21 protein-coding genes are annotated in these 19,580 nt (G+C 59.5%); 12 read left to right on the top strand and 9 right to left on the bottom strand.

Features of this window, described 5'->3' with window-relative positions; genetic code table 11:
* Positions 1 to 23: 23 nt before the first annotated feature.
* The 4 genes from ARCT_RS0119050 to ARCT_RS0119065 are packed head-to-tail and all read right to left on the bottom strand — an operon-like array spanning position 24 to position 2,717.
* A complete protein-coding gene (locus ARCT_RS0119050) occupies positions 24 to 1,070 on the bottom strand; it encodes a MaoC family dehydratase (RefSeq protein ID WP_027241503.1) in 1,047 nt (348 codons plus the stop codon).
* Positions 1,070 to 1,273, bottom strand: coding sequence for a DUF1737 domain-containing protein (locus ARCT_RS0119055; protein ID WP_027241504.1), 204 nt, complete (start codon positions 1,271 to 1,273; stop codon positions 1,070 to 1,072). Before ARCT_RS0119055 ends, ARCT_RS0119050 begins: the two co-directional genes overlap by 1 nt.
* 3 nt (positions 1,274 to 1,276) lie before the next feature.
* Positions 1,277 to 1,828, bottom strand: coding sequence for an NnrU family protein (locus ARCT_RS0119060; protein WP_027241505.1), 552 nt, complete (start codon positions 1,826 to 1,828; stop codon positions 1,277 to 1,279).
* Positions 1,829 to 1,862: 34 nt separating this feature from the next.
* Positions 1,863 to 2,717 carry an HpcH/HpaI aldolase/citrate lyase family protein gene (locus ARCT_RS0119065; protein WP_027241506.1) on the bottom strand — a complete coding sequence of 285 codons (855 nt, stop codon included), beginning with the start codon at positions 2,715 to 2,717 and terminating at the stop codon, positions 1,863 to 1,865.
* 486 nt (positions 2,718 to 3,203) lie between these two features.
* On the opposite strand from ARCT_RS0119065, the gene ARCT_RS0119075 reads away from it, so the two are divergent.
* From ARCT_RS0119075 to ARCT_RS0119135, 12 genes are all read left to right on the top strand, one after another.
* Positions 3,204 to 3,521, top strand: a complete 318-nt coding sequence (locus ARCT_RS0119075) for a hypothetical protein (protein WP_027241507.1) — start codon at positions 3,204 to 3,206, stop codon at positions 3,519 to 3,521.
* A 579-nt stretch (positions 3,522 to 4,100) separates the two neighbouring features.
* Positions 4,101 to 5,063, top strand: a complete 963-nt coding sequence (gene mdh / locus ARCT_RS0119085) for a malate dehydrogenase (protein ID WP_027241509.1) — start codon at positions 4,101 to 4,103, stop codon at positions 5,061 to 5,063.
* A gap of 369 nt (positions 5,064 to 5,432) precedes the next feature.
* On the top strand, positions 5,433 to 6,626 hold the full coding sequence (gene sucC, locus ARCT_RS0119090; protein WP_027241510.1) for an ADP-forming succinate--CoA ligase subunit beta: 1,194 nt from the start codon (positions 5,433 to 5,435) through the stop codon (positions 6,624 to 6,626).
* Between the two features lie 80 nt (positions 6,627 to 6,706).
* The gene (locus tag ARCT_RS0119095; protein ID WP_027241511.1) at positions 6,707 to 7,081 is read left to right on the top strand and encodes a hypothetical protein; all 375 of its coding nucleotides are present in this window, start codon (positions 6,707 to 6,709) and stop codon (positions 7,079 to 7,081) included.
* 11 nt (positions 7,082 to 7,092) lie between these two features.
* Complete coding sequence (sucD, locus tag ARCT_RS0119100) at positions 7,093 to 7,977, top strand: succinate--CoA ligase subunit alpha (RefSeq protein ID WP_027241512.1); 885 nt, start codon at positions 7,093 to 7,095, stop codon at positions 7,975 to 7,977.
* Positions 7,978 to 8,232: 255 nt separating this feature from the next.
* Positions 8,233 to 11,187 (top strand): 2-oxoglutarate dehydrogenase E1 component, encoded by a 2,955-nt coding sequence (locus ARCT_RS0119105; protein WP_027241513.1) that lies wholly within the window; start codon positions 8,233 to 8,235, stop codon positions 11,185 to 11,187.
* An 11-nt stretch (positions 11,188 to 11,198) separates the two neighbouring features.
* The gene (gene odhB / locus ARCT_RS0119110; protein ID WP_027241514.1) at positions 11,199 to 12,707 is read left to right on the top strand and encodes a 2-oxoglutarate dehydrogenase complex dihydrolipoyllysine-residue succinyltransferase; all 1,509 of its coding nucleotides are present in this window, start codon (positions 11,199 to 11,201) and stop codon (positions 12,705 to 12,707) included.
* 286 nt (positions 12,708 to 12,993) lie between these two features.
* On the top strand, positions 12,994 to 13,254 hold the full coding sequence (locus ARCT_RS0119115) for a hypothetical protein (protein WP_161631336.1): 261 nt from the start codon (positions 12,994 to 12,996) through the stop codon (positions 13,252 to 13,254).
* Positions 13,251 to 13,640, top strand: coding sequence for an MAPEG family protein (locus ARCT_RS0119120; RefSeq protein WP_027241516.1), 390 nt, complete (start codon positions 13,251 to 13,253; stop codon positions 13,638 to 13,640). Before ARCT_RS0119115 ends, ARCT_RS0119120 begins: the two co-directional genes overlap by 4 nt.
* Positions 13,641 to 13,733: 93 nt before the next feature.
* A complete protein-coding gene (gene lpdA, locus ARCT_RS0119125; RefSeq protein ID WP_027241517.1) occupies positions 13,734 to 15,128 on the top strand; it encodes a dihydrolipoyl dehydrogenase in 1,395 nt (464 codons plus the stop codon).
* A gap of 59 nt (positions 15,129 to 15,187) precedes the next feature.
* A complete protein-coding gene (locus ARCT_RS0119130) occupies positions 15,188 to 15,712 on the top strand; it encodes a hypothetical protein (protein WP_027241518.1) in 525 nt (174 codons plus the stop codon).
* A 174-nt stretch (positions 15,713 to 15,886) separates the two neighbouring features.
* Positions 15,887 to 16,195, top strand: coding sequence for an EthD family reductase (locus ARCT_RS0119135; protein WP_027241519.1), 309 nt, complete (start codon positions 15,887 to 15,889; stop codon positions 16,193 to 16,195).
* A gap of 73 nt (positions 16,196 to 16,268) precedes the next feature.
* Here the strand turns inward: ARCT_RS0119135 and ARCT_RS0119140 are convergent, their stop codons facing one another.
* From ARCT_RS0119140 to ARCT_RS0119160, 5 genes are read right to left on the bottom strand one after another with little or no spacing between them, the layout of a single operon-like run.
* Positions 16,269 to 16,523, bottom strand: a complete 255-nt coding sequence (locus ARCT_RS0119140; protein WP_027241520.1) for a hypothetical protein — start codon at positions 16,521 to 16,523, stop codon at positions 16,269 to 16,271.
* Between the two features lie 3 nt (positions 16,524 to 16,526).
* A complete protein-coding gene (locus tag ARCT_RS0119145) occupies positions 16,527 to 17,132 on the bottom strand; it encodes a pyridoxamine 5'-phosphate oxidase family protein (RefSeq protein ID WP_027241521.1) in 606 nt (201 codons plus the stop codon).
* The gene (locus ARCT_RS0119150; protein WP_027241522.1) at positions 17,119 to 17,859 is read right to left on the bottom strand and encodes a lysophospholipid acyltransferase family protein; all 741 of its coding nucleotides are present in this window, start codon (positions 17,857 to 17,859) and stop codon (positions 17,119 to 17,121) included. The genes ARCT_RS0119145 and ARCT_RS0119150 overlap by 14 nt, the downstream gene beginning before the upstream one ends.
* Complete coding sequence (locus tag ARCT_RS0119155) at positions 17,856 to 18,755, bottom strand: cell division protein FtsX (RefSeq protein ID WP_027241523.1); 900 nt, start codon at positions 18,753 to 18,755, stop codon at positions 17,856 to 17,858. Before ARCT_RS0119155 ends, ARCT_RS0119150 begins: the two co-directional genes overlap by 4 nt.
* Positions 18,752 to 19,429: a cell division ATP-binding protein FtsE gene (locus tag ARCT_RS0119160; RefSeq protein ID WP_027241524.1), complete on the bottom strand. Its 678-nt coding sequence runs from the start codon at positions 19,427 to 19,429 to the stop codon at positions 18,752 to 18,754. The genes ARCT_RS0119155 and ARCT_RS0119160 overlap by 4 nt, the downstream gene beginning before the upstream one ends.
* Positions 19,430 to 19,580 lie beyond the last annotated feature (151 nt).

A 19,580-nucleotide genomic window follows, 5' to 3' on the forward strand; every position in this document is an offset into this window, starting at 1 on the left:
ATGCACTGCCTCGAAATCCGCCGCTATTTGGGCATCAAGGCCCAGTAGTCCAGATCCAGCAGCACGTCGGGCAGGTATTTGCCGTCCTCGCCCTTCAGGGCAAAGGGATCCCCCCCCTTGGTGGCGACCAGACGCAGGCGAATGGCGCCAACGCCAGGGGCATCGGTATCGGCCTTGTCCAGCACCTCGGACCAGGCCCGGATGGTGGTGCCGGACAGGCAGGGGTTGGCATGGGCGCCACCGTTGAGGCCCACGATCATCTGCGCATTGGCCAGACCATTGAACGACAGAGCCCGCGCCATCGAAATCACATGCCCGCCATAGATCAGCCGGGTGCCATCGGGGCGGGCGGTATTGTCAAAATGCACCTTGGCAGTGTTCTGCCACAGACGGGTGGCCAACATATGCTCGGCCTCCTCAATGGTGACACCATCCACGTGGTTGATGGTCTCGCCGACCGCATAGTCACCCCAGCGATGGGGCTCACCAGCCAGATCAAAGTCATAGCTGCTGAAATCCAGCCCTGCAGGCACCACCAGTTGATCGGCGGCAATGACCTTTGCCAGATCCGGCAGCACGGTTTCGGGGGCTGGAGCCTCCAGATTGCCTTTGCGTACCATCACCCAGCGGACATATTCCATCACGGTCTCGTCACGCTGGTTCAGGCCACGCGTGCGCACATAGACCACCCCGGATTTTCCGTTGGAGTTCTGTTTGACGCCAATCACTTCGCTGGTCGACCGCAGGGTGTCGCCCTCATAGACAGGCACCAGCCAGCGCCCCTCGGCGTAGCCCAGATTGGCCACCGCATTCAGCGAGACATCGGGAACCGTCTTGCCAAATACGATATGAAAGGCCGCCAGATCATCCAGCGGCGATTTTGGCAGACCAGAGCGGCGGGCAAATTCATCCGAGGAATACAGCGCATGACGCGCCGGATAAAGCGCGTGGTACAGGGCACGCTCGCCGCCCGAAACGGTGCGCGGCACCGCATGGGTGATCACATCGCCCAAGGCGTAGTCCTCAAAAAATCGACCTGAATTGGTTTTTGCCGCGCTGGTCTTGGCCATCAGTGTTCTCCCAGTTTTGTCTCGGGTGTGTAGGTGCCATCCACCTCTTTCACCACAGACTGACCACAGCGCATGATGCCTTTGACAGGGTCAAAGGTCTGGGTGGGACTGCCATGCAGCTCCCACCCTTTGTTCAGCGCATCGGTCACCTTGTGACAAAAGGCGGATGTGTCGTCTTCGCTCAAAAAACGGTAGAGTTTCATGCCTCAGCCCCCAGGAAACGGGGAAGGCCCAACCATCCCGTGCACATAGCCAATCACCGCCAGCAGCACGACCGAGGCCAGCATGAACATCGCATCCTTCTTGAGGCTGCCCTTGGGGTTCGGGGTCCAGTCGGGTTCGGTCTTGTTGATGACGATCTTCTCAACAATCGACCAGGCCCAAAGCCCGCCAAAAAGCACAAAAGAAGCCGGGTCCCAGTTGACCAGCAGGTGGGCAATCGCCCAGAGCCCAAAGCCGGTCAGCATTGGATGGCGCATCTTGTAGAAGATTGCCCCCTTGCTGGGACCGGGGCTGGTGAAATAAATTGCCAGCAGCACCAGCAGATTATTGATATGCTGCAGGAACGGTGGATAGATCCCCAGATCAAAGCTCTCGGCGGAGCGATAGCCGATAACCATCAGCACGATGCTGACAACCAGAGCGATGGCGACGAGGCCCTTGCCCTTGTTGCCCATTGGTTCACGGATACCCGGTGCAACGCGCTTGAACAGATGCGCGCCCCACCACAGCAGGATGCCTAGGACCAGAAGTGTCATGTCAGTCTCCCAAAGATGTTAACTTGGTTAACACCTAGGCGGAAATCGCGGCGATTGCATCCGCTTTTGCAAGAATTTCCCGTGCGGTCACAACATGCAGGTTTTCAACGATCTTGCCGTCCACAACGGCCACCCCCTGCCCCGAGGCCTCGACCTCTTCAAAGGCGGCAATCTGGCGGCGGGCCAGATCAATTTCATCCTCGCTGGGGGCAAAGGCCGCGTTGGCAACATCGACCTGCGCCGGGTGGATCAGGGTCTTGCCGTCAAAGCCCATGTCACGGCCCTGGCTGCTTTCAGCCCGCAGCCCCTCGTCATCTTTGAACGCATTGTAGACGCCATCGACGATGATCAGCCCCTCGGCCTTGGCGGCCAGCAGGCACAGCCCCAGGCCCGCCATCATCGGCAGGCGGTCGGCGCGAAAGCGGGTTTGCAGCTCTTTGGCCAGATCATTGGTGCCCATGACCATGCCCTGCAGCTTGGGATGCGCCGCGATCTCGGCCGCATTCAACATGCCCCGCGGCGTCTCCATCATCGCCCAAAGCGGCATGTCGCCGGTGATCTCGGCCAGCGCGTCCAGGTCTGCCGGGCTCGAGACCTTGGGCAGCAACACCGCATCGCAGTCCATCGCCGCCGCCGCTTTGGCATCTTCTTTGCCCCAGGGGGTGTCAAAGCCATTAATCCGGACAATTTTCACCCGCGCCCCATAGCCGCCTTCTGCCAAGGCCGCTGCCAGCGTATCGCGCGCATTGTTCTTTTCCTCAACCGAGACCGCATCCTCAAGATCAAAGATCACCGCATCAACAGGCAGCGTCTTGGCCTTTTCCAGTGCACGCGGCTTGGAGCCAGGGATATAGAGTACCGAACGATAAGGGCGAGTGCGCGGATCCATCAGGAAGCCTCCAGGTTATTTTGTTGCGCAAACGGGTATAGATTCGGGCAAAAACTTTCAAGAGCATTGATGCCGCATTGCAGAAACGACCCCACGACACCTACAGATGATCGCCGCTAACCCACCTGTGGAAAACAATATTTTGCTCACAGTTTTTCTATCCCCACTTTGGATCGCTGGATTAACCCTTTTTCAAACCCTCCTTGGCACAATTTTATCATCGCAGTGGCCTCTGAGCCTTGGGATCACAACCGCACCAAAGCCCTATTTTTATGGGATCTGGCGCAAGGTGGTCCTCCCCTGTGAGGGCAAAAGCCCATTTGGAAAGACCGGGCCAAAGGCCCGAATACCCACCGGGCCAAAGGCCTGCATAACCATTACGTCACATGAAACCGGCCCCGATCTGACGGGTTCAAAAGAGAGGTCAAGCGACCGCTCTCTCGCAGGTCGACCGTTCCGCATAGGGTAAAACCCAAGGAGAAGACGATGTTTAAAACTGTACTTGGCCTGTCTGTATTGGGCTTTACCGCGAGCCTCATGGCTGCCTCCCCCGCACTGGCCCAGGGCCGCAATTGCGCCCCCCGCGAGGTCGTCGTCGAGCGCCTCGCCTCGAAATATGGTGAAAGCCGTCAGGCCATTGGCATTGGCCAGCAAGGCATGGTGATGGAGACCTTCGCCTCCGCCGAAAGCGGCAGCTGGACCATCACCGTTACCATGCCCACCGGCATGACCTGCCTCATGGCCTCGGGACAGTCGTTTGAAGCCCTGGCCGAGGCCGTTCCAACGGTTGAAAACGACGCCTGATCCCCAAGCCTCCCCCACACTGGCTGATTATCACTGGTGGCTTAGCACTGGCTGATCATCACTGGCTGATCATCGCAAAGTCTGGCGCGCATAGGGCGCGCCCGCCCCCATGGCAGCCGGAGTGACCACAGGTGAGGCCTGTGCCACAGGCCAATCCTGGGCCAATCTTGGGCCCATTCGACAAACAGGTCGACCTTGATCACAGGGGCACTTGCCCCCGTTCAAGGCCCTGATCCGGCCCGCCAATTCCCCACAATTGGCGCGGCCACCCCCCTCTTCTGCGCCACTGCACAGCTAGAATCGAAGCTGCACCTTCGACTGCAAAGAGCATTGGCGCCCGGTTGAAGCCGCGCACCAGCCCGGCAAATGCGACCCTCCCGATCACAAATGCGAAAAACATAGCAACAGCTTTCGCAATAACGGATCACCGCATCCCCCTTATTTGCAAGCCTATTTGCGCGCACTCACCGCTGCGATCCGCCCCTCCTCTGCGATATGCCGCAGTGCAGAACCCTTGCGCGGACGCGCGTGAGGGCGTAGGCATCCCCCCAATTTCAACCGGACCGGAGAGAAATCCCCATGGCCAGACCCAAGATCGCGCTTATTGGCGCAGGCAACATCGGCGGCACGCTCGCCCATCTCGCAGCAATCAAAGAACTCGGCGACGTCGTTCTGTTTGACATCGCTGACGGCCTCCCCCAGGGCAAAGCGCTCGACATCGCCCAATCCGGCCCTGTTGAGAAAATCGACGCAGCCATGGCTGGCTCCAGCGATTATTCGGCAATTGCTGGCGCCGACGTCTGCATCGTCACCGCTGGTGTGGCGCGCAAACCCGGCATGAGCCGTGATGACCTGCTGGGCATCAACCTGAAAGTGATGAAATCCGTTGGCGAAGGCATCGCAGCCCACGCGCCAAACGCATTTGTCATCTGCATCACCAACCCGCTGGACGCGATGGTCTGGGCGCTGCAGAAATTCTCTGGCCTGCCGACCAACAAGGTCTGCGGCATGGCTGGCGTGCTGGACTCTGCCCGCTTCCGCCACTTCCTGGCCGAAGAATTCAACGTCTCCATGCGCGACGTCACCGCCTTTGTTCTGGGCGGCCACGGCGACACCATGGTGCCTTCGGTGCGCTACTCTACCGTTGGCGGCATCCCCCTGCCCGATCTGATCGACATGGGCTGGACCACCCAGGAGAAACTGGACGCAATGGTTCAGCGTACCCGTGACGGCGGCGCCGAAATCGTTGGCCTGCTGAAAACCGGCTCTGCCTTCTATGCGCCTGCTGCCTCGGCAATTGAAATGGCCGAAGCCTACCTGAAAGACCAAAAGCGCGTCCTGCCCTGCGCCGCCTACTGTGATGGCGACCTCGGCGTGAAAGACATGTATGTGGGCGTGCCCACAGTGATCGGCGCCGGCGGTGTTGAGCGTGTGGTCAACATCAAGCTCAACAAAGACGAGCAAGAAATGTTCGACACCTCGGTTGCAGCTGTCCAGGGTCTGGTTGACGCCTGCAAAGGTATCGACAGCTCGCTGGCCTGATTTCTGCCGCGATTTTGGTCGCAGCCAATACCTACAATGCACGTTCCCGCGGGGGCGTGCATTTTCTTTTGAAGCCCCACAACCAGGCGTTTATTCGGGGTGGCAAAGCCGCACGGTCAGATCGCTCAGGGGTCGGTGCCTTGCCATGGATGTCGGTTTTGGCCTGACGTCCAAGTTTTTGACCAGACGCCCTGCGACGAATCACATGAATTAGGCATTTGTAAATTTGTGATCACACCCCTGAAACCTGTGATCACAAAACCCGAAAATCTTCACCATTTCTCTGTGAGACGTCAAAAAAGCCTTTAAACATTTGGCATATGACGGCGTTATGACAGAGATTATTGAAGCCAGACGGGACAGTTTCTCATGAACATCCACGAATATCAGGCCAAGGCCCTCCTTCGCAGCTACGGAGCGCCAGTTTCCGACGGCCGCGTTGTGCTAAAGGCCGACGAAGCCAAAACCGCAGCAGGTGAGCTTGACGGCCCACTTTGGGTGGTAAAGGCGCAGATCCATGCCGGCGGTCGCGGCAAGGGCTCCTTCAAAGAAGCCGATGCCGGTGAAAAGGGCGGTGTCCGCCTGACCAAATCGGTCGAGGAAGCGGCAGAAGAAGCCAAAAAGATGCTGGGGCGCACCCTGGTCACCCATCAGACCGGCCCAGTGGGCAAACAGGTCAACCGCATCTATATCGAAGCCGGTTCGGGCATTCAGACCGAATTGTACCTGGCTCTGCTGGTGGATCGCCAGACCTCGCGCATCTCGTTTGTCTGCTCCACCGAGGGCGGCATGGACATCGAAGAGGTTGCGGCATCAACACCTGATAAAATCCTGTCCTTCTCGGTTGATCCGGCCACTGGCTATCAGGCCTTCCACGGCCGTCGCATCGCCTTCTCGCTGGGCCTTGAGGGTCAGCAGATCAAGCAGTGCGTCAAACTGATGGGTCAGCTGTACCAGGCCTTCACCGACAAAGACATGGAGATGCTGGAAATCAACCCGCTGATCGTGTCTGACACCGGTGATCTGAAAGTGCTCGACGCCAAGGTCAGCTTTGACGGCAACGCCATGTATCGTCACCCCGATGTGGCCGAACTGCGCGACACCACCGAGGAAGACTCCAAAGAGCTGGAAGCCTCCAAGTATGACCTGAACTACATCGCACTCGACGGTGAGATCGGCTGCATGGTGAACGGTGCCGGTCTGGCGATGGCCACCATGGACATCATCAAACTCTACGGTGCTGAGCCTGCAAACTTCCTCGATGTTGGTGGCGGCGCCACCAAAGAGAAAGTCACCGAGGCCTTCAAGATCATCACCTCTGACCCACAGGTCAAAGGCATCCTGGTCAACATCTTCGGCGGCATCATGCGCTGCGATGTGATTGCCGAGGGCGTTGTCGCCGCGGTGAAGGAAGTCGGCCTGAAGGTTCCGCTGGTTGTGCGCCTTGAGGGCACCAATGTGGAAGCCGGCAAAGAGATCATCAACACCTCTGGTCTTGACGTGATCGCAGCCGACAACCTCTCTGACGGCGCCGAGAAGATCGTGAAAGCGGTTAAAGGCTGATGTGTTTCTCACGCTACCTTTTTTTATCGACAATGTTTGTAGCAGCGGCATCTCCTACCTTGGGCTTGGAGATCAAACGCGTGGATGACTATCTGTTTTCGGTCTCATCCATCGCCGCTGCAGATACCATCTGTCAAAGAAAGGCTGCGGAGCATCTGGAAGAAGTTGCTGAAGGTGTAGAGAAAATTGAATTTGGGATGCCTGATTACTGGAGTTCATCAGTAACTGAGGCCCCCGCCTTCAACTACTCGAACCTGACTATTGAATCGCGATTTGGGGACGTGGAGGCAGCAATGACCTGCCTGGTCTCCAAAGCAAACAACCCAATTGTGGAAACTGCGTTTTCGTTTGGGGCAGATGGCTTTTTGGGGTTGAAGCAACGCTATAACGGCGGTGCCAAACCCGGTGAGAGACCGTCATTTGCCTTTACGACCAGTTCACCACTGCACAAATAGGATCTGAATACATGGCAGTCCTCATCGACGAAAACACCAAGGTCATCTGTCAGGGCTTCACCGGCTCGCAGGGCACCTTTCACTCTGAACAGGCCATCGCCTATGGCACCAAAATGGTTGGCGGCGTCACCCCAGGCAAAGGCGGCCAGAGCCACCTGAACCTGCCGGTCTTCAACTCCGTGCACGAAGCCAAGCACGTGACCGAGGCCAATGCCTCCGTCATCTACGTGCCGCCCCCCTTTGCGGCCGATTCAATCCTCGAGGCGATCGACGCCGAGATGGAACTGATCGTCTGCATCACCGAAGGCATTCCTGTGCTGGACATGATGCGGGTGAAGCGCGCGCTGGAAGGTAGCAGCTCGCGCCTCATTGGTCCCAACTGCCCCGGCGTGATCACCCCGGACGCCTGCAAGATCGGCATCATGCCTGGTCATATCCACAAACGTGGCTCGGTTGGGGTTGTGTCCCGGTCCGGCACCCTGACCTATGAAGCCGTGAAACAAACTTCGGATATTGGTCTTGGCCAGTCTTCGGCTGTTGGCATCGGTGGCGACCCGATCAAAGGCACCGAGCACATCGACGTGCTGGACCTGTTCCTGGATGATGACGAGACCCAGTCGATCATCATGATTGGTGAAATTGGTGGCTCCGCTGAAGAAGAAGCCGCTGAGTTCCTCGCCGAGCAGCGCAAAAAAGGCCGCTGGAAGCCCGTCGCTGGCTTTATCGCTGGCCGTACAGCCCCTCCCGGCCGCCGCATGGGCCACGCGGGCGCAATCGTTGCCGGTGGCAAAGGTGGTGCCGAGGACAAGATCGAAGCCATGCGCTCTGCTGGCATCGTTGTCGCCGAAAGCCCAGCGGGCCTGGGCGAAGCAGTGCTGAAAGCGATCAAAGGCTAAAGATCCTTTGGGGCGGCTTTGGTCGCCCCATACTCTCTACCCGGATATGGCAGGTCACATGACACAGGATTTCCGATACCCGAGCCAGGCCGCAACAGGCACCGCAAGTGATTGCGTTGATTGCCTTTGCCCCGCCTTGCGCGCCGTAAGTATTGCGAAACACATCTGCAATATACCCGTCCGCGAAGCCCTTTCGCATGACATCGCTTGTCCCTTTTGATTTTCAGTCTCTGATCCTCTGCAGTGAGCACATCCATGACCGATAACTCTCCCAACGACCTGTTCCACGCCTCCTCCTTTATGCAGGGGCACAATGCCGAATATCTTGAACAGCTCTATGCGCAATATGCCACTGACCCCAATGCGGTCGATGCCGCCTGGGGTGAGTTCTTCCGCCAGATGGGCGATGCCGATCTCGACGTCAAAGCAGAGGCCGCCGGACCCTCCTGGGCCCGTGCTGACTGGCCGCCGATGCCCACGGATGATCTGACCGCCGCATTGACAGGCGAATGGCCTGCCCCGGTGGAAACCAAGGCCGCTGGCAAGAAAATCGCCGAGAAAGCCGCCAAAGCAGGCGTTGAGGTCTCGGACGAGCAGATCCAGCGCGCGGTGCTGGATTCGATCCGCGCCCTGATGCTGATCCGCGCCTACCGGATCCGGGGCCATCTGGCCGCCGATCTGGACCCGCTGGCGATGCGCAGCGATGCCCCCCACCCCGAGCTGGATCCAAAAAACTACGGCTTTATGGAAACCGATATGGATCGCCCGATCTTTATCGACAATGTTCTGGGGCTTCAGGTGGCCTCGATGCGGCAGATCGTCGACATCGTCAAACGCACCTACTGCGGCACCTTTGCCCTGCAATACATGCATATCTCTGATCCGGCACAATCCGCCTGGCTGAAAGAGCGTATCGAGGGCTACGACAAGGAAATCACCTTCACCCGCGAGGGCCGCAAGGCGATCCTCAACAAGATGGTTGAGGCCGAGGGGTTCGAGAAATTCCTGCATGTGAAATACATGGGCACCAAGCGGTTCGGCCTGGATGGTGGCGAAAGCCTGATCCCCGCGATGGAGCAGATCATCAAGCGCGGCGGCAACCTTGGCGTCGAAGAGATCGTCATCGGCATGCCCCACCGGGGCCGGTTGTCGGTTCTGGCCAATGTGATGCAGAAACCCTATCGCGCCATCTTCAACGAGTTCCAGGGTGGCAGCTTCAAACCCGAAGACGTCGATGGATCCGGCGATGTGAAATACCACCTCGGGGCCTCGTCGGATCGCGAATTTGACGGCAATATCGTGCACCTTAGTCTGACCGCCAACCCCTCTCACCTGGAGGCGGTGAACCCGGTTGTTCTGGGCAAGGTCCGCGCCAAGCAGGACCAAAAGAACGACGATGCGCGCACCAAGGTTCTGTCGATCCTGTTGCACGGTGATGCGGCCTTTGCCGGTCAGGGCGTTGTGGCCGAGTGCTTTGCGCTGTCTGGCCTCAAGGGTCACAAGACCGGCGGCACCATGCATATCGTGGTGAACAACCAGATCGGTTTCACCACCGCGCCGCATTTCTCGCGCTCCTCGCCCTATCCCACCGACAACGCGCTGGTGGTTGAGGCGCCGATCTTCCACGTCAATGGCGATGACCCGGAAGCCGTGGTGCATGCCGCCAAGGTGGCCACCGAGTTCCGCCAGAAGTTTGGCAAGGACGTGGTGCTGGATATCTTCTGCTACCGCCGCTTTGGTCACAACGAGGGCGACGAGCCCATGTTCACCAACCCGCTGATGTACAAAAAGATCAAAGGCCACAAAACCACGCTCAGCCTCTATACGGAACGCCTGGTCAAGGATGGTCTGATCCCCGAGGGTGAAATCGAAGACATGAAGGCGGCCTTTCAGGCCAAGCTGAACGAAGAGTTTGAGATCGGGAAAGACTACAAACCCAACAAGGCCGACTGGCTGGATGGGCGCTGGTCACATCTGGATCGTCAAAAGGAAAACAAATACCAGCGCGGAAAAACCGCCATTGCCCCGGAAACCATGGCGGAAATCGGTAAATCTCTTGCCAGCGTGCCAGAGGGCTTCCCGATCCACCGCACCGTGGGCCGGGTTCTCGAAACCCGTGGCAAGATGTTTGAAAGCGGTGAAGGCTTTGACTGGGCCACCAGCGAAGCCCTGGCCTTTGGCTCGCTGCTGACCGAAGGTTTCCCGGTACGGCTGTCCGGTCAGGATGCCACCCGTGGCACCTTCTCGCAGCGCCATTCCGGGATCATCAACCAGGACACCGAAGAGCGCTACTACCCGCTCAACCACATCCGTGAAGGCCAGTCACAATACGACGTGATTGACTCTGCCCTGTCGGAATATGCCGTCTTGGGTTTTGAATATGGCTATTCGCTGGCAGAACCCAACGCGCTGACACTCTGGGAAGCGCAGTTCGGCGATTTTGCCAATGGTGCCCAGATCATGTTCGATCAGTTCATCTCGTCGGGCGAAAGCAAATGGCTGCGGATGTCCGGTCTGGTCTGCCTGATGCCACATGGTTTTGAAGGCCAGGGGCCTGAGCACTCATCGGCCCGTCTGGAACGATTCCTGCAGATGTGTGGTCAGGACAACTGGATTGTTGCCAATTGCACCACACCGGCAAACTACTTCCACATCCTGCGCCGCCAGCTGCATCGCTCATTCCGCAAGCCGCTGATGCTGATGACGCCCAAATCGCTGCTGCGTCACAAACTGGCCGTCAGCAATGCCGAGGAATTCACCACCGGTTCCAGCTTCCACCGGGTGCTGTGGGATGATGCCCAGCACGGCAATTCCGAGACCAAGCTGGTCAAGGATGACAAGATCAAGCGCGTGGTCATGTGCTCGGGCAAGGTTTACTATGACCTGCTGGAAGAGCGCGATGCCCGTGGCATTGACGACGTCTATCTGATGCGCATCGAGCAGTTCTACCCCTTCCCGGCGATCTCGCTGGTCAAGGAGCTGGAACGGTTCAAAGGCGCCGAAATGGTCTGGTGCCAGGAAGAGCCCAAGAACCAGGGCGCCTGGACCTTTATCGAGCCCAATATCGAATGGGTGCTGAGCCGGATCAAGGCCAAGCACACCCGGCCCGCTTACGTCGGCCGTGCCACCTCGGCGTCGCCTGCAACCGGCCTCGCCAGCCAACATAAAGCCCAACAAGCTGCGCTCGTGAACGACGCGCTGAGCATCTGAGGAAGACAGACATGACAACCGAAGTTCGCGTGCCCACCCTGGGCGAATCCGTTACCGAAGCCACCGTGGCCACCTGGTTCAAGAAACCCGGCGACACCGTGGCGCAGGATGAAATGCTCTGTGAGCTGGAAACCGACAAGGTCACCGTCGAGGTGCCCGCCCCTGCCGCTGGCGTGCTGGCGGATATCGTCGCCAGTGAAGGTGAGACCGTCGGTGTTGACGCGCTGCTGGCCAATATCTCCGCCTCAGGCGCCGGGGCCGCTCCGGCTCCGGCCGCTGCTGCAGCCCCGGCAGCCGCAGCGCCAGAGGCCGCGACAGCCAGCACCAACGTCATGGTCCCCACCCTGGGCGAATCCGTGACCGAGGCCACCGTCTCTGTCTGGTTCAAAAAGGTCGGCGATACCGTGGCGCAGGATGAAATGCTCTGCGAGCTGGAAACGGATAAAGTCTCCGTCGAAGTGCCCGCCCCCGCCGCAGGTGTGCTGGCAGAAATCACCGCTGCCGAAGGCGCCACAGTCGAAGCCAGCGCCAAACTGGGCGTGATTGCAGGTGCCGGTGCAGCGGTCGCGGCGGCGCCAGCCACAGCGCCCGCTGCTGTTGCGGCTCCTGCCGCCGCAGGCAAGGACATCGCCAATGCGCCATCGGCGGAAAAAGCCATGGCCGAAGCCGGGCTCTCTGCCGCCAATGTGGCAGGCACCGGTCGCGATGGCCGTATCATGAAAGACGACGTCGCCCGCGCCATGGCGGCCGCCGCAGCAGCCCCCGCGCCAGCCGCCGCCGCAGCACCAACCCCGCGCGCGCCTGTCGCTGCGGATGATGCCTCCCGCGAGGAACGGGTAAAAATGACCCGCCTGCGCCAGACCATCGCCAAGCGCCTGAAGGAAAGCCAGAACACCGCCGCGATGCTCACCACCTATAACGAGGTGGACATGGGTGAAGTCATGGCCCTGCGCAATCAGTACAAAGACCAGTTTGAGAAAAAGCACGGTGTGCGTCTCGGCTTTATGTCCTTCTTCACCAAGGCCTGCTGTCACGCCCTGAAAGAAGTGCCCGAAGTCAACGCCGAGATCGACGGCACCGATGTGGTCTACAAGAACTTTGTCCACATGGGCGTCGCCGCCGGCACCCCAACCGGCCTGGTGGTTCCGGTGATCCGCGACGCCGATGCGATGTCCTTTGCCGAGATCGAAAAAGCCATCTCGGAAAAAGGCAAACGCGCCCGCGACGGCAAGCTGACCATGGCAGAGATGCAGGGCGGCACCTTTACGCTCTCCAATGGTGGTGTCTATGGCTCGCTGATGTCCTCGCCAATCCTGAACCCGCCACAGTCCGGCATCCTCGGCATGCACAAGATCCAGGATCGCCCGATGGCGATCAACGGTGAAGTGGTGATCCGCCCGATGATGTATCTGGCGCTGAGCTACGACCACCGCATCGTCGACGGCAAAGGCGCAGTGACCTTCCTGGTGCGCGTCAAAGAAGCCCTGGAAGATCCCCGCCGCCTGCTGATGGATCTGTAAAAACCTTTAACGGACCTCCTTCCCTGCAAAATCCGCAAGCTGGGAGGTCCGCCAATCATTGCTGATGGATTTATGACCAATCTTGGCACATCGTAGCAAAATATCAGTAAGAGATGCTCGGGGCCTCGGATTATCATCTCATGTCGTGAGATACCGGTGTCCAGTGTGTAAATCCATTCAACCTGTTGGCGCCATGTTGAACACTCTTCAGGATACCGGTTTCGAACCCAAATACGACGCACATAGATGCTCCGAATGCTCGAGCCTATTGAATCTGATTTTTCCAATGCACCGTCAGGTGCTTATGTTCGTTTTTTTGGTGGCACCTGTCTTTTTTTATGCCGCGTTTACCGGCGTATGGATTTCAAACTCCTACCAACACCTAAGCTGGTTTAATCCAAGCAAAGGCTTCAGAGAGCCAACTTTTCTCGCAACGGTATCCCTCATTGCGCCGCTTTGCATGCTGGGGGCATTTTTCACCTATTTTGCTGGGCTGATGCTTTTTAGCACAACAAGAGTTGAACGCCCAATTGGAACCCCCAAATGACCACTGAACTCACCACCCTCGCCCTCGCCGCCCTATTGCAAGTCCTGCAGTTCTGCGCCTATTCCGCCACGGCCAACCGGCAGGTCAGCCCCAAGGTTGCCCTCGGCCCACGCGACACGCCCGTCGAGCTCACCGGCCTCGCAGGCCGCTTCAAACGGGCGATGGAGAACCACTTCGAAGGGCTTATCCTCTTCACCATTGCCTGCCTGGTCGTGACCCTTGGTGAACAATCCACGCAAATTACCCAGACCTGCGCCTGGATCTATCTCGGCGCCCGCATCGCCTATGTCCCTGCCTATGCCCTGGGGCTCTCTCCCTGGCGCTCGGTGATCTGGTTTATCGGCCTTCTGGCCACCACATCCATGTTGATCGCCGCCCTCATCTAGGCTTTCATCTTTCCACAAATACCTCGGGGGAGGCCCACTCGGGCCGGGGGCAGAGCCCCAACTCCCACACAAACCGCAAAAGGACCCTCAATAATGGCAAGCTACGACGTCATCATCATCGGTGCAGGCCCCGGCGGCTATGTCAGCGCCATCCGCTGCGCCCAGCTGGGCCTCAAAACTGCCATCGTAGAGGGCCGCGAGACCCTCGGCGGCACCTGCCTCAACATTGGCTGCATCCCCTCCAAGGCGCTGCTGCATGCCACCCATATGCTGCACGAGGCCGAGCACAACTTTGGCAACATGGGGCTCAAAGGCAAATCTCCCTCCGTCGACTGGAACCAGATGAAATCCTACAAGGAGGACGTCGTGGGCCAGAATACCGGCGGCGTTGAGTTCCTGATGAAAAAGAACAAGATCGACTGGCTCAAAGGCTGGGCCACGATTCCGGCGGTCGGGCAGGTCAAGGTTGGCGATGACATCCATGAGGCCAAGAACATCGTCGTGGCCACCGGCTCTGTGCCCTCCGCCCTGCCTGGTGTCGAGGTCGACGAAAAGATCGTTGTCACCTCCACCGGCGCGCTGGATCTGCCCAAGGTGCCCAAGAAAATGGTCGTTATCGGCGCCGGCGTCATCGGGCTGGAACTGGGCTCGGTCTATGCCCGTCTCGGTTCTGAGGTCACCGTTGTTGAATATATGGATGCGGTCTGCCCTGGCATGGACAAGGACGTTCAGCGCGGCTTCAAGCGGATCCTGGAAAAACAGGGTCTGACCTTCATCATGGGCGCGGCTGTGCAGGGGGTTGAGGCCTCCAAGACCAAGGCCAAGGTGAAATACGCGCTGAAGAAAACCCCCGAGACCGAGGAAAGCCTCGACGCCGATGTGGTGCTGGTTGCAACCGGGCGCAAAGCCTATGCAGATGGGCTGGGCCTGGAGGCTTTGGGTGTCAAACTGACCGAGCGCGGCCAGATCGCCACCGACTCCCAGTGGCGCACCAATGTGCCCGGTATCTATGCCATTGGCGACGTCATTGAGGGGCCCATGCTGGCCCATAAGGCCGAGGATGAGGGCATGGCCGTGGCGGATGTCCTTGGCGGCAAACATGGCCATGTGAACTACGGCGTTATCCCCGGTGTGGTCTACACCACCCCCGAGGTCGCCACCGTTGGCGCGACTGAGGATGCACTCAAGGCCGAGGGGCGCAAGATCAAGGTTGGCAAGTTCAACTTCATGGCCAATGCCCGGGCCAAGGCGGTGCATCAGGCCGAGGGTGGTTTTGTCAAAATCATCACCGACAAGGAAACCGACCGCATCCTGGGCGCGGCTATCATTGGCCCCGGCGCTGGCGACTTGATCCACGAGCTCTGCGTCGCGATGGAATTTGGCGCCTCCGCCGAAGACGTCGCCCTGACCTGCCACGCCCATCCGACTTATTCGGAAGCCGTGCGCGAAGCCGCCCTGGCCTGCGGCACCGGCGCCATCCACAGCTAAAACTTGATGGCTGCGCCCCGGCATTATTTTGCCGGGGCGATCCCCAATAGGACGAATTTTTGAAACGGCAAATTCTCATTCCCATCGTGATCGCCGGATTGGCCCTTGGCGGTGCTGCGGCGTCAACTTTGTGGCCAACAACAAGCCGTCCTGAACGGCTTGCCATGTTTTTTAAGGATATCTGCGTCGCCCACCATTTCAACCGCGATTTTGGAACCCCAAGCGACTACGGTTTGGTAGAGGTTTTGGACGGCTTTCAGGATGTGCTGTGGATCGACCCTGCAACCGGCGCCTTCCTGCGCCTTGAAACGGCAAAATGCACAATCGAAGCGCATGACCCCCATGCCTTGAGCCGACCAGAGGCCGAAGACCTGCTGGCAAGGCTGGAAGCCATTGTCCCAGAAGAACTGCCCGATCTCCCGGTTGATCCGAGTGCGGATGTCGGCCCACATAGCGTTTCCAAAGGATGGCTCACCGGACCACGTGGCTCTCTTGCGCGCTGGGGGGTGTTTTTTGCCGCCTTTCCAGACGATGCGGATGGCAGCAGCTGGCTTTGGATCAGGGCGCCTGAGCCCGAAAGCTAGACAACCGAAGCCCCCAATGACAACTTGTTCCGGAGGCACTGACGCGCAGATCTTCTCAAAACTGGCTAAAGTGCTACATCTGGAACGCAGCGCAGCGTCGCAAAAACTATCGCTAGGAAAGCCGCCATATCAGTTGTCTACTGCTCTCAACTTAAATCCAAGGGAGGACGGCACATGGCTGTTTCACTACAAGTTATCTATCCGGTCAGCGACGGCAGTACCTTTGATCACGCCTATTATGCCGATACGCATATGCCGCTGGTCCAGGAACACATGGGGCCACATATCGACCAGGTTCTGGTTACGAAGGGCCTGACCGGTGGCCCGGATCAACCCGCCGGATTTCACGCCGTAGCCACAATCGTCTTTGCTGATCGGGACGCCATGGGCGCCGCGATGAAAGTCTCAGGCCCGGTGATGGCGGATGTGGCAAATTTCACCAATATCCAGCCGCAGGTACTGATTGGTGAGGTCATCGCCTGACCCCGCCGGCCCGGAACAACACGGGCGCAGAGGCGAACCCAACGCGCGGCCTCTGCGCCCTAAATGCTCAGCCTCAGCCCCCGAGAAACAGGACAGCCACGGCAAAATAGGCGAGACTGAAAGCGGCAAACAGAATGTTCTGCCGCCAGAAGCCCAGCCCCAAAGGGTCCTTCAGGGTGATCCAATCGAGAAAGCTGTCGCGGAACCGGGGGGATCGCCACATCAGCAGCAGATAGATGGCCAGATAGCCCCCCAGCCAGATCAGGAATGCCCTGGCCTCGGGATCTGGATGGGGCGCTATCTGACCTGGGAGCTGAACGGGGTCCATAGGTTACCACATGGTCTGGGCTGCCCGCGCGCCCCAGGCCTGATCATAGTCTTTGCCGCCCTCTTCGCCATCGGTCTGCTCGGCCAGGATCTCTCCCATCGAGGGCAGGTCCTGACTTTCGTCCTGCCCCTTCCAGGTGCCCGCCCGCAGCATGGCACGGGCGCATTGGCTGTAGATCTCATCAATGGCGATGACGATCACGGTGGCGGGCTGCATGCCCTTCTTTTCAAACCGGGCGCGCAGATCCGCATCCGCCGTCACCTGGGCGGTGCCATTGACCCGCACAACATTGTTCGACCCCGGCACCAGGAACATCAGCGAGACCCGCCCGTCGTGAATGATATTGCGCAGCGAATCCAACCGGTTGTTGCCACGCCAGTCGGGCATGGCCAGGGTTCCGGGATCCAGCTCCTGCACCACCGGACCATCGTCGCCGCGCGGGCTGTCATCGGTGCCTTCAGGCCCCACGGTGGTCAACATGCAGAGCTTGGAAGCCATGATCCATTTACGATACAGCGGCGTCATCCGGCGCGCCACCTTGCGCAGCGCAGGTGCCCCCGGGGTGCCATAAAGCGCCTCCAGGTCGTCAATCGTTTTAAGATACTGCATCTGGATCAAACCCTATTTCCCGCATCAATTCATCCGATTTGGCTTCCACCCGGGCCTCCAGGATTTCCATAAATTCTTTCCGGTCCAGGCCTGGCTCGATCGGGTCGAGGAACTCCACCACGGCAACGCCGGGTTTGCGCATGATACCGGTGCGCGGCCAAAGCACACCGACATTGGTGGCCACCGGCACGCAGGGCTGTCCCAGCTGTTCATACAGCACCCCGGTGCCAACCTTGTAGTCGGCCTTGACGCCTGGTGCGACGCGGGTGCCTTGCGAATAGATGATCAGCTGGCCTGCTTCCTGATGGCCTTCCTTGACGTCCTGCACCATCTTGTCGATGGCCGCACCACGCTTGCCGCGATCCACCGCGACACAGTCCAGCAGCTTGGCATATTGGCCAATCACCGGAGTCCGCAGGATCTCTTTTTTCATGATGAACTTGGCTGTCGGCAGCGCCGTGAAGATCATCATGATGTCCAGAAACGACTGGTGTTTTGCGGCAATCAGCACCTCGCCCGATGGCGGCGTGCCGCGCACTTCGCAGCGAATGCCCACCATGAAACGCGCCGTCCAGAACACCCAGCGCGAATAGCTTTTGCAGCAGACCCGCGCGCCCCGTTTGCTAAAGATCGCCCAGGGCGCAAACATCAGGCCAAAGATCGGCATCATGAAATAGATCTGGAACACAAAGAGAAAAGACCGCAGCCACTGAATTGCAAATGTCACGTCAAATCTCCCAAACGTTTATTGGCGGCGCGGGTGGTGGCCGCAAAGGCAACCAGGGCCCCCAGGGGCGGGATCAACAGTGGCAGAACCCAGCCCCAGCCCTGAAACCCAAGCCCGGTCAAAAAGCCGCCCTCATTCGAGGCGCTTGGCATCAGCCAGACCCCGATCATGCCCAGCCCAACGCCAACCGCAGCCCCGCCAAGGGCGCGCAGGGTAAAGCGGCGCACAAAGGCATGCGCAATATAGCTGTCCAGCGCCCCGACTAGACGCAGCACTTCGATCACCTGTGCGTTGGCCGCCAGCGCGGCATTGGCCGCCAGCGTGATCATCGCGGCCGTGGCCCCGGCAATCAGCAGAATGGAGACCGTCCCCAGGCGCCGCAGGGCGCGGGCGGCATCCACCAGCGGCGCGCGCCAGCGGGTATGGTCATCCAGCACTGCGCCCGGCACCTCGGCTTGCAATCGCAGGCGCAGCCCGGTGCCATCATAGCCGGGATCGCCTTCGATCACCTCGATCAGCTGCGGCACCGGCAGGCTGTCGATGGGCAGGGAGGATCCAAACCAGGGCGCCAGCAGCTCTGCCTGTTCTTCGGCGCTAAAGGCACGAGCCGAGGCAACCCCAGGGGTCTGGCGCAAAATCGTCAGCGCCGCCTCGGTCTGGGCCTGGCGCTGCTCGGCTGGGGCATTGATCCGCAGGGTGGCGGCGCGGGCCAGCTCATCCGCCCAGCGGTTGGCCAGCCGCCCCGAGGCCAGCGACAGGGCGAGGGCAAAAACCGCAAGAAAGGCCATCGCCCCAGAGACAAACAGCGTCAGATGGGCGGTGAATCCGCTGGGCGGCACCACCCGGTCCGCCTGAGCATCGCCCATGATGAGTTTACGCAACCGTCCTTCGCTCATAGGTCTGCCCCCGCTTGGATCAGCTGTTTGGCCGAGATCCGCAACACCCGCGCCTGCACCTGTTTCTTGGCAGCGCGGATCAGCGCCATATCATGGGTCGCCACCAGAATGGTCTTGCCCATCCGGTTGAGTTCGACCAGCAGCTGCAAAAGCCGTTGTGACATGTCCCAATCGACGTTGCCGGTGGGCTCATCCGCGATAATCACATCCGGTGACAGGATCACCGACCGTGCAAGTGCCGCCCGCTGCCGCTCGCCGCCGGACAGTTCCGGTGGCAGCGCATCGGCGCGCTGTGACAGGCCAACCCAGGTCAGCAATTCGCGCAGGTTGGCCTCTTCCTGGGACAGATCCTTGCCAGCGACGATCAGCGGCAGGGCAATGTTTTCGATCACCGCAAGGTGGTCCAGGAACCGGCAGTCCTGATGCACCACCCCGACACGACGCCGCAGATGCGCCATCTGATCCCGGTCCAGCCCCTGCACATCCATGTTAAAGGCCCGCACCCGACCCGAAGTGGGTGTCAGCGCGCCATAGCAGAGTTTCAACAGCGTGGTCTTGCCCGCGCCCGAGGGCCCGGTCAGAAAATGAAAAGACCCAGGAGCCAGTTTTACCGAGACATCGCTCAGCAGCTCCCCGCCTCCGTAGTTGTAACCAACGTTTTCCAGCTCTATCACGACTGTCCCCTGTATACGCAGAGCAGTTTTGCCCCAGCAGCCCGTCAGTTTCAATGGGCCATGGCCCAAAGCACCCAATGCAGCCCCTGACGGAGCCGACAAAGCACAATTCACCCTTTCGCCAAAGCGCCGAACTGCCTATTGTCATTTG

It is taken from the genome of Pseudophaeobacter arcticus DSM 23566 (genome assembly GCF_000473205.1).
GTDB classification, from domain to species: Bacteria; Pseudomonadota; Alphaproteobacteria; order Rhodobacterales; family Rhodobacteraceae; genus Pseudophaeobacter; species Pseudophaeobacter arcticus.